General features: G+C 65.5%; 13 protein-coding genes. 10 read left to right on the forward strand and 3 right to left on the reverse strand.

Annotated elements, in window-relative coordinates:
* Window positions 1-219 precede the first annotated feature (219 nt).
* Window positions 220-708 (forward strand): hypothetical protein, encoded by a 489-nt coding sequence (locus tag AWB81_RS05475; protein ID WP_062633020.1) that lies wholly within the window; start codon window positions 220-222, stop codon window positions 706-708.
* A gap of 78 nt (window positions 709-786) precedes the next feature.
* Window positions 787-1,083, forward strand: coding sequence for a YciI-like protein (locus AWB81_RS05480; RefSeq protein ID WP_062633022.1), 297 nt, complete (start codon window positions 787-789; stop codon window positions 1,081-1,083).
* Between the two features lie 18 nt (window positions 1,084-1,101).
* On the opposite strand, the gene AWB81_RS05485 is transcribed toward AWB81_RS05480, so the two are convergent.
* The 3 genes from AWB81_RS05485 to AWB81_RS46375 all read right to left on the reverse strand — a co-directional run bounded on the left by AWB81_RS05485 (window position 1,102) and on the right by AWB81_RS46375 (window position 3,845).
* Window positions 1,102-2,121, reverse strand: a complete 1,020-nt coding sequence (locus AWB81_RS05485) for a LysR family transcriptional regulator (RefSeq protein WP_062633024.1) — start codon at window positions 2,119-2,121, stop codon at window positions 1,102-1,104.
* 201 nt (window positions 2,122-2,322) lie between these two features.
* Window positions 2,323-3,588 carry a mechanosensitive ion channel domain-containing protein gene (locus AWB81_RS05490; RefSeq protein ID WP_062633140.1) on the reverse strand — a complete coding sequence of 422 codons (1,266 nt, stop codon included), beginning with the start codon at window positions 3,586-3,588 and terminating at the stop codon, window positions 2,323-2,325.
* Window positions 3,589-3,626: 38 nt separating this feature from the next.
* Entirely contained in the window at window positions 3,627-3,845 is a 219-nt protein-coding gene (locus tag AWB81_RS46375) for a hypothetical protein (protein ID WP_167306253.1), read from the reverse strand.
* Here AWB81_RS46375 and AWB81_RS05495 point away from each other — a divergent pair.
* The 8 genes from AWB81_RS05495 to AWB81_RS05530 are packed head-to-tail and all read left to right on the forward strand — an operon-like array spanning window position 3,784 to window position 12,967.
* Window positions 3,784-4,737 carry a MurR/RpiR family transcriptional regulator gene (locus AWB81_RS05495; RefSeq protein ID WP_062633026.1) on the forward strand — a complete coding sequence of 318 codons (954 nt, stop codon included), beginning with the start codon at window positions 3,784-3,786 and terminating at the stop codon, window positions 4,735-4,737. The genes AWB81_RS46375 and AWB81_RS05495 overlap by 62 nt on opposite strands.
* Window positions 4,734-5,708 (forward strand): isoaspartyl peptidase/L-asparaginase family protein, encoded by a 975-nt coding sequence (locus AWB81_RS05500; RefSeq protein ID WP_062633028.1) that lies wholly within the window; start codon window positions 4,734-4,736, stop codon window positions 5,706-5,708. The genes AWB81_RS05495 and AWB81_RS05500 overlap by 4 nt, the downstream gene beginning before the upstream one ends.
* Window positions 5,709-5,724: 16 nt before the next feature.
* On the forward strand, window positions 5,725-7,626 hold the full coding sequence (locus AWB81_RS05505; RefSeq protein WP_062633030.1) for a dipeptide ABC transporter ATP-binding protein: 1,902 nt from the start codon (window positions 5,725-5,727) through the stop codon (window positions 7,624-7,626).
* A gap of 58 nt (window positions 7,627-7,684) precedes the next feature.
* Complete coding sequence (gene gsiB / locus AWB81_RS05510; protein WP_062633032.1) at window positions 7,685-9,262, forward strand: glutathione ABC transporter substrate-binding protein GsiB; 1,578 nt, start codon at window positions 7,685-7,687, stop codon at window positions 9,260-9,262.
* A 55-nt stretch (window positions 9,263-9,317) separates the two neighbouring features.
* Complete coding sequence (gene gsiC, locus AWB81_RS05515) at window positions 9,318-10,238, forward strand: glutathione ABC transporter permease GsiC (RefSeq protein WP_062633034.1); 921 nt, start codon at window positions 9,318-9,320, stop codon at window positions 10,236-10,238.
* Between the two features lie 7 nt (window positions 10,239-10,245).
* Complete coding sequence (gsiD, locus tag AWB81_RS05520; protein WP_062633036.1) at window positions 10,246-11,145, forward strand: glutathione ABC transporter permease GsiD; 900 nt, start codon at window positions 10,246-10,248, stop codon at window positions 11,143-11,145.
* Window positions 11,142-12,152, forward strand: coding sequence for a DmpA family aminopeptidase (locus tag AWB81_RS05525; RefSeq protein WP_062633038.1), 1,011 nt, complete (start codon window positions 11,142-11,144; stop codon window positions 12,150-12,152). Before gsiD ends, AWB81_RS05525 begins: the two co-directional genes overlap by 4 nt.
* The gene (locus AWB81_RS05530; RefSeq protein WP_062633040.1) at window positions 12,149-12,967 is read left to right on the forward strand and encodes a M55 family metallopeptidase; all 819 of its coding nucleotides are present in this window, start codon (window positions 12,149-12,151) and stop codon (window positions 12,965-12,967) included. Before AWB81_RS05525 ends, AWB81_RS05530 begins: the two co-directional genes overlap by 4 nt.
* Window positions 12,968-12,984 lie beyond the last annotated feature (17 nt).

Raw genomic sequence — 12,984 nt, forward strand, 5'->3', positions numbered from 1 at the left:
TTGCTCCCTGACAGAGTTTGGCTGCGGCCGGGCGTCCCCCGGTATGTGCAAATTAGCACGGCAGCCCGGATTTGGGTATGACGACAGGGGCACGGTTCGTGCCCGGTCCTCTGCCGGACGGCCAGGTTGCGGGCGCACGGCCGCGGGGTTCGGGGCCGGCGGGTTAAAATCGCGGCCCGAACGCACCAGCTGCAGACTTTCGCCAGGAATTCCATCGCCATGACCGACTCTGAACTCGACCAGACCGACGACGCCATCCACGAAGACCGCCTGTGGCGCGACGACGGCTGGACCGCGCGCGTGATCAAGAACGAGGACGACGACGGCTGGGCCGTCGAGATGATCCGGGACGGTGAGGCGGAACCCGCGCTCGTCGGCCCGTGGACGATGGGCCGCGACAAGAAGAACCCGAAGCCGCTCGATGCGGCGGCGTTCCGCACGTTGGTGAAGACGGCGTCGGAGGTGCTGCGGCGGCACGAGCAGCAGCGTCACGCGATGCTGCACAAGAATGTCACGGTGAGCGTGCAAGGTGACGACGTGACCGTCACGCTCGATATCGTCCCGGACGAGGACGATCCCTACGCCGACCTGAAGGCGTTCGATGCGTTCGGCGCGCAGCTCGCGCAGGTGCGCGTGTCGGCGGGATTCAAGCTGACGAAGGCGAGCGCCGAGGCATGGGTCGCGAACGAGTTTCAGAAGCCGGGCTGAGCGCGGGAGCGTGGCGGCCGCCTTGCTGAAAAGCGGCGCCCGCCACGATAATCGGCTCTTGTTCCAAGGAGACGCGCCATGCACTACGTCCTCATCTACGACCTCTGCTCCGACTACATGGAGCGCCGCGTGCAGTTTCGCGACGACCATCTGACGCTCGCGTGGGCCGCCGTCGAGCGCGGCGAAATCGTGCTGGCGGGCGCGCTGGACGAGCCCGTCGATCGCGCGATGCTGCTCTTTCACATCGATTCGCCGCAGGCCGCCGAGGAGTTCGCGCGCAACGATCCGTATGTGATCAACGGGCTCGTCACGCACTGGCAGGTGCGCAAGTGGAATACCGTCGTCGGCAATTCGGCGGCAACGCCGGTGCGCTAGCGCCGCATTCGCCCGGGATCAGCCTTCGTCGGCGGTTTCCGGGTGCTCGTTTTCGCCGCGCGAGGGGCGTCCGCGCGAAGCCGCCGGCAGCGGACGCCGGCCCGCCGCGCGAAAGAGCCGGGTCATCGCGTCGTCGACCTGCTGCGAACGCTCGAACAGTTCCGCGAGCCAGTCGACGAAGACGGAGACGCGCGGCGTCGCCTGCCGGCTCTTGAGAAACGCCACCGACACGTTCATCGGCATCGACCGCCACTGCGGCAGCACTTCGCGCAACTGTCCCGAGCGCAGGTACGGGAGCGCCGCGATCCGCGCCGGCTGGATCAGCCCGAGCCCTTCGATTCCGCACGCGAGATACGCGTGTTCGTCCGCCACCTGGACGAATCCCGGCATTTTCACCGTCAGCGCCTTTCCGTCGACTTCGAAGTCGAAATCGCACGGCCGGCCGGTCTTTTCCGACACGCAATTCACGGCGAAATGGCGCGCGAGATCGTCGAGCGTTTCAGGCGCGCCGTTGCGCTCCAGATAGGCCGGACTTGCGCACGTCACGTGCTCGAAGGTGCCGAGCCGGCGCGCGATCAGGCCGGAATCGGGGAGTTCGCCCAGCTGCACGCTGCAATCGACACCTTCGCCGACCAGATCGACCGCGCGGTTGCCGATACCGATCGACAGGTCGATATGCGGATAGCGCGTGTGAAAGTCCGGCAGCGCGGGCACGACGATGGAGGTCGCGACGGTATCGGGCATCTCGACGCGCAGCCGGCCGCGCAGGCGGTCTTCGCCCGCGTGGAAGCCGGATTCGAGGTCGTCGATATCGGCGAGGATTTGCGCGCAGCGCTCGTAGTACGCGGCGCCGTCGACGGTGAGATTCAGGCGGCGCGTCGTGCGGGCGAGCAGTTGCACGCCCACCAGCGCTTCGAGTTGCTGGATGGTGGTGGAGACGGTCGCGCGCGGCATGGCGAGCGATTCGGCTGCGCGCGAAAAGCTGTTCGTATCGACGACGCGTGTAAAGACACGCATTGCATGAATGCGATCGAGCACGGTATTTTCCTTTGACGATGATGGAGCGGGCCCCGTGCGCGGTGTGGGTTTTTTACTTGCGCTTTCGCGGGAGGGGCCGGCGATGGTTACATCGTAAGCAGACACATCGTCTGGGTGAATACCCAAAAATCGCGGATTATTGCCCGATTCTGTGGGGCCTGGCGCGCCGGAGTATCGAACGGTCAACCGCCGGCCCCGGTATCAAAGCACGGGCATCTCGCCGCGAAGCCGCCCCGAAAGCCCCGTCATGTCCGCGCCCGACGGCGCCTGATAGAGCCGAAGCCCCATCTCCGGCAAAATCGACAGCAGATGATCGAACACGTCCCCCTGGATGCGCTCGTATTGGGTCCACGCGGTCGTCGCGGTAAAGCAGTACACCTCGACCGGAATACCCTGCGACTGCGGTTCCATCATGCGCACCATCATCGCCATGTCCTGCCGGATCTCGGGATGCCGCTGCAAATAAGCCAGCCCGTACGCGCGAAACGTGCCGATATTCGTCAGCCGCCGCCGATTCGCCGGCTCGCTCGCCAGTTCGCCGAGATTGCGGTTCGCCTGCTCGACCTCGGTCTTCTTTTCCTCGAGATAGTCGTGCAGGAAGCGAAAGCGCGTGAGCCGCTCGGTTTCCTCGTCGGTGAGAAAACGCACGCTGGTCGCGTCGATGCGCAAGGTCCGCTTGATCCGCCGTCCGCCCGATTCGAACATGTGCCGGTAGTTGCGGTAGCTTTCGGAGAAGAGCTTGTAGGTCGGCACGGTCGTCACCGTGTTGTCCCAGTTCTGCACCTTGACCGTATGCAGCGCGATGTCCTTCACGAAGCCGTCCGCGTTTGACTGCGGCATCTCGATCCAGTCGCCGATACGCAGCATGTCGTTCGACGTCAACTGCGTGCTCGCGACGAGCGACAGCAAGGTGTCCTTGAACACCAGCAGCACCACCGCCGACAGCGCGCCCAGCCCCGAGAGCATCCAGAGCGGCGAGCGGTCGATCAGGATCGACAGCACCAGCACGCCGCAGACCAGCGCGAGCGCCAGCTTGCCGATCTGGATGTAGCCCTTGATCGAGCGCGTCTGCGCTTCCTTGCTCGCGGCATAGATGTCCTGCCACGCCGAGAGCGCGCTGCCCGCCGCGAAGAACACACAGATCCATGCGAGCGCATGCGCAAGCCGCTCGACGATGCCCGCCGCCTGCGCGATGTGCGGCACCTCGCCGATCCCGAGCGCGACCGTCGCGAAGGGCACGGCGTACCAGAGCCGGTGATACGCGCGGTGACGCGTGAGCGCTTCGTCCCAGGCGCCGTGGCCGGCCAGGACGAGCAGCCGGTGCGCGAAATACAGCACGATCCACGCGACCACCCACTGCGCAAACAACGCGACCGCGACGAGCGCGAGCAGGCCGACGGCGAACTGCGCCCAGGGATGCGTGGGAAGGTGCTGCTGCAACTGATCGGCGAGGACGTCGAGGTTCATGCGTACGAAGTCGTGAAAGGAGCGAGCCGTATTGTGCATCAAGCGGGTGCATCGAGCGTCGCATCGTCCGTGCGGGCACGCATTGCTGCAGAGCGTCTCATCGGAAACCCGCGGTTGATGAAAATGAATTTTTTTTGGCGTCCGTTTTGGGTAAACATAGTTTCATTACATTTTCCCAAGGGCGCTTTCGCGCGTATGGCCCGTTCGTCGTCCTCCATCACGCCGCCTTCGGGCGACGAGTTGATCTCCGTGCGCATCGCCTCCGCCATGCCCACGCTCACGCCGATTCACCGGCGCATGGGCGCGTTCGTGCTGGCGAACCTGTTCCGCTCGGCGACGATGCGCATCGACGAACTGGCGAGCGCCGTGGGCGCTTCCGTGGCGACGGCGAACCGCTTTGCCCGCGCGCTCGGCTTCGACGGCTATCCGGCGTTTCGCGAGGCGCTCGTGCGCGGCTTCGAGGCGACCATCGCGCCCGTCGAGCGGCTGCGCACCGCGCTGGAGTCGCCCGCGAGCGGCTCGCAGGTGTTCGATGCGTCGCTCGAACAGGCGGCGTCCAACCTGCAGATGACGCGCGCGGCAATCGACGGCGGCGTCGCCGAGGCACTGGTTGACGCGATTCTGGAGGCGCGGCGCGTCTTCGTGATCGGCTACGGTGCCAGCGCGTTTCTCGCGGGGCTGATGGAGCACGGGCTGACGCCGTATTGCGCGAACGTGCAGTCGCTCGCGTTGATGGGCGGTCCGTCGCACGCGGCGCGGCGGCTCTTCAACGCGGCGCCGGGCGATCTGCTGATCGCAATCGCATTCCCGCGCTACGTCGACGATACGATCGAACTCGCGCGCCTCGCCGCCGGCCACGGCGTGCGCGTGGTCGCGCTGACGGACAGCGCGGCGTCGCCGCTCGCGCAGGTCGCGGACCTCGTGCTGACGATCCGCACCGAACGTCGTCTCGCGGCGAATTGCGATACGGCGGTGCTGGCCGTCATCGAAGCCCTGTGCGACGCGGTCGCGCAGCGGGCGAAGCGCTCCGTGGAAGCGGCTTCGGGCCTGACCGAATTCGTGTTGCCGTGGCTCGTGAAGCCGGCGATGCACATTCCCGCCGCCAGCAGCACGCGCGCGCCTGCCAAAACGGAAAACACCAAGACATGACCCCGACAGCCGTCATCGCGATCCACGGCGGCGCAGGCACTATCCTGCGTTCCGCGCTCAACGCCGAAGCCGAAGCGCAGTATCACGCGGCGCTCTCCGGCATCCTCGAAGCGGGGCAGAGCATCCTCGCTTCGGGGGGCAGCGCGCTCGACGCGGTCACCGAAGCGGTGCGCCTGCTGGAAGACTGTCCGCTTTTCAACGCGGGCCACGGCGCTGTCTTCACGGCGGCGGGCACGCATGAACTCGACGCTTCCGTGATGGACGGCGCGACGCTCGAAGCCGGCGCCGTGTGCTGCGTGACGCGCGTGAAGAACCCCGTGCTCGCGGCGCGCCGGGTGCTCGAAAAGAGCGAGCACGTGCTCTTCACGGGTGCGGGCGCGGAAGCGTTCGCAGCGGCACAGGGGCTCGAATTCGTCGATCCCTTGTACTTTCATACCGAGACGCGGCATCGGCAATGGCTCAACGCGCGCGGCATGCAGGGCACGATGCTCGATCACGACGCCGCTTCAATGGAAGCAAAGGCCGAAGGTCCGAACGAACCCATCGATCCCGACAAGAAGTTCGGCACGGTCGGCGCGGTCGCGCTGGATGCGCACGGCCACGTCGCGGCGGCGACCTCGACGGGCGGCATCACCAACAAGCAGCCGGGGCGCGTCGGCGATGCGCCGCTGATCGGCGCGGGCTGCTACGCGAACGACGCGACCTGCGCCGTCTCGACCACCGGCACGGGCGAGATGTTCATGCGCATGCTGGCCGCCTACGACGTCTCGGCGCGCATGGAGTATCGCGGCGCGACGCTCGAACAGGCGGCAACCGAAGTCGTGATGGAACGGCTGCCGCGCATCGAGGGACGCGGCGGCCTGATCGCCGTCGATGCGAAGGGCAACGTGACGCTGCCGTTCAACACGGAAGGGATGTACCGCGGTTTCGCGCGCGTCGGTGAAGCGCCAGTGACCGCGATCTACGGCTGACAAGGAAGAAGAAGCGATGCCAGACATCAAGTCTTTGCCGCCGTCGCGGGTGATCGAAGTGGACGACCTGTCGGTGACGTTCCGCTCGGGCGCGAAGCTGGTCGAAGCGGTGAAGCATCTTTCGTTCACCGTGGACCGTGGCGAGACGCTTGCCATCGTCGGCGAATCGGGCTCGGGCAAGTCGGTGACGTCGCTTGCGCTGATGCGCCTCGTCGAGCATGGCGGAGGCAGGATCGCGTCGGGCAGCATCGCATTTCGGCGACGCAACGATCGGGTGCTCGACCTCGTGAGCGTATCGAATGCGACGATGCGCTCGATTCGCGGCGCCGACATCGCGATGATCTTCCAGGAGCCGATGACGTCGCTGAACCCGGTGTTCACGGTCGGCGACCAGATTGCCGAAGCGATCGCGCTGCATCAGCACAAGAGCCGTGCCGAGGCGCGCACCGAAGCGCTGCACCTGCTCGATCTCGTGCGCATTCCCGAATCGAAGCGCGTGTTCGCGCGCTATCCGCATCAGCTTTCGGGCGGCATGCGCCAGCGCGTGATGATCGCGATGGCGCTCTCGTGCAAGCCTGCGCTCCTGATCGCCGACGAGCCGACCACCGCGCTCGACGTGACCATCCAGGCGCAGATCCTGCAGTTGATCCGCGGCCTGCAGGACGAGATGAACATGGGCGTGATCTTCATCACGCACGACATGGGCGTGGTCGCTGAAGTCGCGGACCGCGTGCTCGTGATGTATCGCGGCGAGAAGGTCGAGGAGGGCGCATCCGACACGCTGTTTGCGGCGCCGAAGCATCCGTACACCAGGGCGCTGCTCGCCGCCGTGCCGAAGCTGGGCGCGATGCGCGGCACCGATCGTCCCGCGAAGTTTCCGATCGTCGAAGTGGAAGCGGCCGACGTCGCCCCGGACGATGCGAGCGCGCTGCGTCCATCCGCGGCGGTCGAGGCGCAGCACCAGCCGGCACTCGATACCGCTGCAGCGCCGATCCTGCGCGTGCGCGATCTCGTCACGCGCTTTCCGGTGAAGAGCGGCCTTTTCGGCCGCGTGACGGGCGCGGTGCATGCAGTCGAACGCGTGAGCTTCGACCTGCGTCCGGGCGAGACGCTTGCGCTCGTCGGCGAGTCGGGCTGCGGAAAATCGACGACAGGCCGCTCGCTGCTCAAGCTCGTGGAGAGCCAGAGCGGTTCAATCGAATTCGACGGACGCGATATCAGCACGCTCAGCGGACCCGCGTTGCAGGCGTTGCGCCGCAATATCCAGTTCATTTTCCAGGACCCTTTTGCGTCGCTCAATCCGCGCCTCACGGTCGGCTTCTCGATCATGGAGCCGTTGCTCGTGCATAACGTGGCGAAGGGCAAGGAAGCCGAGGCACGCGTCGAGTGGCTGCTCGAAAAGGTCGGACTGCCCGCAGAAGTGGCGCAGCGCTATCCGCATGAATTTTCGGGCGGCCAGCGTCAGCGCATCGCGATCGCGCGCGCGCTTGCGTTGAACCCGAAGGTCGTGATCGCCGATGAGTCCGTGTCCGCGCTCGATGTCTCCGTGCAGGCGCAGATCGTCAACCTGATGCTCGACCTGCAGCGCGAACTGGGCGTCGCGTATCTCTTCATCTCGCACGACATGGCGGTGGTCGAGCGCGTCAGCCATCGCGTCGCCGTGATGTACCTCGGGCAGATCGTCGAGATCGGTCCGCGTCAGGCCGTGTTCGAAGCGCCGCGTCATCCGTACACGAGAAAGTTGATGAGCGCGGTGCCCGTCGCCGATCCCGCGCGCCGGCACGCAAAGCGCATGCTCGCCGCCGACGAGATTCCGAGCCCCATTCGCAAGCTGGGCGACGAGCCCATCGTCGCGAAGCTCGTCGCTGTCGCGCCGGATCACTATGTCGCCGAGCATCATGTCGGCGGGGCCTATTGATAACAAGCTTGCAGTGCACCTCCAGCGAACCATAACGTCAAGCCAAAGGAGTCCAACGATGTCGCTCTCGAAGTCAGGTCCGAAGTTCAAGCTGTTGCGCATGCGCGCGCTGATCGCCGCGAGCGCGAGCGCCTGCGTCTTCACGACGCTCACCGCGATGCCCGCTCACGCCGAAACCACGGCGGTGATGGCGGTCGCCTCGACCTTCACGACGCTCGATCCGTACGACGCGAACGACACGCTGTCGCAAGCGGTGGCGAAGTCCTTCTATCAGGGCCTGTTCGGCTTCGACAAGGACATGAAGATCGTCAACGTGCTGGCGACGAGCTACGAAGCGAGCCCCGACGCGAAGGTCTACACGATCAAGCTGCGCACCGGCGTGAAGTTCCATGACGGCACCGACTTCAACGCCGATGCGGTGAAGGCCGTGTTCGACCGCGTGACCGATCCGGCGAACAAGCTGAAGCGCTACAACCTCTTCAACAAGATCGAGAAGACCGAAGTGATCGATCCGCAGACGGTAAAGATCACGCTGAAGATTCCGTTCTCGGCGTTCATCAACGTGCTGGCGCATCCTTCGGCGGTGATGATCTCGCCCGAGGCTTTGAAGAAGTACGGCAAGGACATCTCGATGCATCCGGTCGGCACGGGACCGTTCGAATTCGTCGAATGGAAGCAGACGGACGACCTGAAGGTGAAGAAGTTCGCGGGTTACTGGAAGAAGGGCTATCCGAAGATCGACATGATCGACTGGAAGCCGGTGGTCGACAACAACACGCGCGCGGCGCTCATGCAGACGGGCGAAGCGGACTTCGCGTTCCAGGTGCCGTTCGAGCAGGCGGCGGCGCTCAAGGCGAGCCCGAAGGTCGACCTGATCGCAGCGCCTTCCATCATCCAGCGCTACATCAGCATGAACATGCTGCAGAAGCCCTTCGACAACCCGAAGGTCCGCGAAGCGATGAACTACGCGATCAACAAGGAAGCGCTCGTGAAGGTGGCGTTCGCGGGTTACGCGATGCCGGCTGAAGGCGTCGTGCCGCAGGGCGTCGACTATGCGGTAAAGACGGGTCCGTGGAAGTACGATCCGGCGAAGGCACGCGAACTCCTGAAGGAAGCGGGCTATCCGAACGGCTTCGAAACGGAACTGTGGTCGGGCTATAACCACTCGACCGCGCAGAAGATCATCCAGTTCGTGCAGCAGCAACTGGCGCAGGTCGGCGTGAAGGCTTCGGTGCAGGCGCTCGAAGCGGGCCAGCGCGTGGCGAAGGTCGAGAGCGCGCCGGATCCGGCCACCGCGCCGATCCGCATGTACTACATCGGCTGGTCGTCGTCGACGGGTGAAGCCGACTGGGCCATCTCGCCGCTGCTCGCGAGCGCGTCGTTCCCGCCGAAGCTTTCGAACACGGCGTACTACAAGAACGACACCGTGGATTCCGACCTGGCGAAGGCGCTCGCGACCACCGACCGCAACGAGAAGTCCGCGCTCTACGCCGATGCGCAGAAGCGCATCTGGGCAGATGCGCCGTGGGTCTTCCTCGTCACGGAGAAGGTCGTGTATGCGCGCAGCAAGCGTCTTTCGGGCGCGTATGTGATGCCCGACGGCTCGTTCAGCTTCGACGAGATCGCCATCAAGTAACTGCCGATGGCAGGGCGTCATGCGTCGATGACGCCCGGCCGAACCGATTCGACTCATGCTGACCTTTCTCGCCAAGCGCCTGCTCGGATTGCTGCCGACGCTGCTGATCGTCGCGGTGCTGGTGTTCTTGTTCGTGCACATGCTGCCGGGCGATCCGGCGCGTCTTGCCGCCGGCGCCGAAGCCGACGAAGCGACGGTCGCGCTCGTGCGCGCCGATCTCGGCCTCGACAAGCCGCTGCCGCAGCAGTTCGTCAACTTCTTCAAGAAGGTCATGCACTTCGACTTCGGCACGTCGACGCGCAGCAAGCGCCCCGTGAGCACCGAGATCGCCGAGCGCTTCATGCCGACGCTCTGGCTCACCATCGCGAGCATGGTATGGGCGGTGATCTTCGGGATGGCGATCGGCATCGTCTCGGCGGTGTGGCGCAACCAGTGGCCGGACCGCATCGGCATGACGCTCGCGGTGTCGGGCATCTCGTTTCCGGCGTTCGCGCTCGGCATGCTGTTGATGGAGATTTTTTCGGTGAAGCTCGGCTGGCTGCCGATCGTCGGCGACGGCTCCTGGCAGAGCTATATCCTGCCTTCGATCACGCTCGGCGCGGCCGTCGCTGCCGTGATGGCGCGCTTCACGCGAGCGTCGTTCGTCGAGGTGATGAACGAGGACTTCGTGCGCACCGCGCGCGCGAAGGGCGTGCACGAACCGGTCGTCATCATCAAGCACTGCCTGCGCAACGCGATGATTCCCGTCGTCACGATGATGGGCCTGCAATTCGGATTTCTGCTCGGCGGCTCGATCGTCGTCGAGAAGGTTTTCAACTGGCCGGGGCTTGGGCGCCTGCTCGTCGATGCCGTCGAGATGCGCGACTATCCCGTGATCCAGGCCGAGGTGCTGCTGTTCTCGCTGGAGTTCATCGTGATCAACCTGATCGTGGACGTGCTGTACGCCGTGATCAATCCGACCATTCGCTTCAAGTGAGGCCCGCATGAGCGTGACAGCCGACACAGCCAAGGCCGCCGCTGCAGCGAGCCACGAGATCCGCACGCCGTGGAGCGAGTTCTGGCGCAAGTTCAGGAAGCAGCCGGTCGCGCTTGCCGCGGGCGTGTTCGTAACGCTCCTGATCCTGATCGCGATCATCGCGCCGTATATCGTGCCGTACGACCCGGAAAACTTCTTCGACTACGACGCGCTCAACGCAGGACCGTCGGCGGCGCACTGGTTCGGCGTCGATTCACTGGGGCGCGACATCTTCAGCCGCATCCTCGCGGGCAGCCGCATTTCGTTGTCGGCCGGGCTGTTGTCGGTCGTGATCGGCGCGGTGATCGGCACGTTCTTCGGGCTGCTCGCGGGCTACTACGAAGGATGGTGGGACCGCATCGTGATGCGCGTCGCCGACGTGCTGTTCGCGTTCCCCGGCATCCTGCTCGCGATCGGCGTGGTCGCGATTCTCGGCAACGGCATGATCAACGTGATCTGTGCGGTCGCCATCTTCAGCATCCCCGCGTTCGCGCGGCTCGTGCGCGGCAACACGCTCTCGCTCAAGCACCTGACTTATATCGAAGCGGCGCGCAGCATCGGCGCGTCGGACTGGACCATCATCGTGCGGCACATCCTGCCGGGCACGATCTCGTCGGTGGTCGTGTACTTCACGATGCGCATCGGCACCTCGATCATCACTGCCGCGAGCCTCTCGTTCCTCGGCCTCGGCGCGCAGCCGCCGACGCCCGAGTGGGGCGCGATGCTCAACGAGGCGCGCGCCGACATGGCGATGGCGCCGCATATCGCCGTGTTTCCGAGCCTCGCGATCTTCTTCACGGTGCTCGCGTTCAACCTGCTCGGCGACGGCTTGCGCGACGCGCTCGATCCGAAGCTGGACCGGCCATGATGGATGTGCCGCATATCGGCTCGCTGACAGCCGGTCCGCTCGGCACGATTGCGGACGTGGCGGGCGTGACGGTCGGGCATTGCACGCTCGACGAGGGTGCGGTGCAGACGGGCGTCACGGTCGTGCGGCCGCATGACGGCGACATCTATCGCAGCAAGGTGCCGGCAGCCGCGAGCGTGATCAACGGCTTCGGCAAGAGCATCGGACTCGTGCAGGTCGATGAACTCGGCGTGCTCGAAACGCCGATTGCGCTGACCAATACCTTCGGCGTCGGCACGGTGGCGAACGCGCAGATTCGCGGCGCCATCGAAGCCAATCCGCAGATCGGGCGAGACTGGCCGACCGTCAATCCGCTCGTCTTCGAATGCAACGATGGCTATCTGAACGACATTCAGGCGCTCGCGGTTCAGGAGGCGCATTACCGTCACGCGTTGCAGGCGTGCGATGCCGGCTTCGAGCGCGGCTCGGTCGGTGCAGGGCGCGGAATGTCGTGCTTCGACATGAAGGGTGGTATCGGATCGGCATCGCGTGCGGCGCGCGTCGCGGGCCGTGAGTTCATGACCGGCGCGCTCGTGCTCGCGAACTTCGGCCGCCTGCCGATGCTGACGCTCGGCGGCGTCGCGCTCGGGCGGACCATGTCGGCTTCCGAAGAACAAAAGCCCGAGCAAGGCTCGATCATCATGATCATCGCCACCGACGCGCCGCTCGACGCGCGCCAGTTGCGCCGTCTTTCGCTGCGCGCGGCCGCCGGCCTCGCGCGCACGGGCTCGGTGTACGGCCACGGCAGCGGCGACATCGCGCTCGCGTTCACGACGGCCTGGACGGTCCCGCATCTCGCCGACTTCGTCGCGGTGCCCGCGCTCGTTGCGGATGCGCGGCTCGATCCGCTCTTTCAGGCCGCGGCGGACAGCGTCGAGCAGGCCATCGTCGATGCGCTGTTCAGCGCGGAACCGGTGACCGGCCGCGACGGCAACCGGCGTCTTTCGCTCAAAGACATGCAACCATGAAAGTACTCATCTCGGCGGACATCGAAGGCATCGCGGGCGTGTTTCATCCCGAACAGACCCGCGCGGGCAATGCCGAATACGAACGGGCGCGCCGCTGGATGACGCTCGAAGCGAACGCGGCCATCGAAGGCGCATTCGCGGGCGGTGCGACGCAAGTATGGGTCAACGATTCGCACGGCGGCTTTCGCAACCTCCTGCCCGATCTCATCGACGCGCGCGCGGGCATCGTGCTCGGCAAGCCGCGCACGCTCGGCATGATGGCGGGTCTGGAAGACGAACCCGAACTCGTGTTCATGATCGGCTATCACGCGCGGGCGCAGAGCCGCGGCATCCTCGCGCATACGATCAACAGCTTCGCGTTTGCGCGCGTTTCGCTCGATGGCGAGGAAGTCGGCGAGGCGGGGCTCTATGGCGCGCTCGCGGAGGAACGCGGCGCGCGCGTGGCGCTCCTGACCGGCGACGACGTATTCGTCGAAGAGACGCGTCCCGCGTTTGCCGACGCCCGCTTCGTGACGGTCAAGACGGCGCACGGCTATTCGAGCGGCGTCACGCAGTCGCCCGTTAGCGCCTGCGAGACGATCCGGCGCGCAGCGATCGAGGTCGTCGGGCAAGCGCCGCGTGACAGGCTTCGCAAGGTACCTAAGCACGTGCATTGCGAATTGCGCGTGCAGGACACCGCGCTTGCCGATCTCTTCTGCCAGTGGCCGACGCTCGAACGCATCGACGGCGTCACGCTCGCGTTCGATACGCCGTCGGTCGAACATGCGGTGCGCGTGCTCAACAGCCTGTCGGCGATGTCGTTCATGCTGAGGTGAAAGCACACGCGTTCGTC

It is taken from the genome of Caballeronia arationis (assembly GCF_001544975.2).
Lineage (GTDB): Bacteria > Pseudomonadota > Gammaproteobacteria > Burkholderiales > Burkholderiaceae > Caballeronia > Caballeronia arationis.

Excerpts from the sequence above, each read along its gene's own strand:
- AWB81_RS05475 (WP_062633020.1), top strand. The coding sequence starts at position 220 with ATGACCGACTCTGAACTCGACCAGACCGACGACGCCATCCACGAAGAC.
- AWB81_RS05480 (WP_062633022.1), top strand. The coding sequence starts at position 787 with ATGCACTACGTCCTCATCTACGACCTCTGCTCCGACTACATGGAGCGC.
- AWB81_RS05490 (WP_062633140.1), bottom strand. The coding sequence starts at position 3,588 with ATGAACCTCGACGTCCTCGCCGATCAGTTGCAGCAGCACCTTCCCACG.
- AWB81_RS05495 (WP_062633026.1), top strand. The coding sequence starts at position 3,784 with ATGGCCCGTTCGTCGTCCTCCATCACGCCGCCTTCGGGCGACGAGTTG.
- AWB81_RS46375 (WP_167306253.1), bottom strand. The coding sequence starts at position 3,845 with ATGCGCACGGAGATCAACTCGTCGCCCGAAGGCGGCGTGATGGAGGAC.
- AWB81_RS05500 (WP_062633028.1), top strand. The coding sequence starts at position 4,734 with ATGACCCCGACAGCCGTCATCGCGATCCACGGCGGCGCAGGCACTATC.
- AWB81_RS05505 (WP_062633030.1), top strand. The coding sequence starts at position 5,725 with ATGCCAGACATCAAGTCTTTGCCGCCGTCGCGGGTGATCGAAGTGGAC.
- gsiB (WP_062633032.1), top strand. The coding sequence starts at position 7,685 with ATGTCGCTCTCGAAGTCAGGTCCGAAGTTCAAGCTGTTGCGCATGCGC.
- gsiC (WP_062633034.1), top strand. The coding sequence starts at position 9,318 with ATGCTGACCTTTCTCGCCAAGCGCCTGCTCGGATTGCTGCCGACGCTG.
- gsiD (WP_062633036.1), top strand. The coding sequence starts at position 10,246 with ATGAGCGTGACAGCCGACACAGCCAAGGCCGCCGCTGCAGCGAGCCAC.
- AWB81_RS05525 (WP_062633038.1), top strand. The coding sequence starts at position 11,142 with ATGATGGATGTGCCGCATATCGGCTCGCTGACAGCCGGTCCGCTCGGC.
- AWB81_RS05530 (WP_062633040.1), top strand. The coding sequence starts at position 12,149 with ATGAAAGTACTCATCTCGGCGGACATCGAAGGCATCGCGGGCGTGTTT.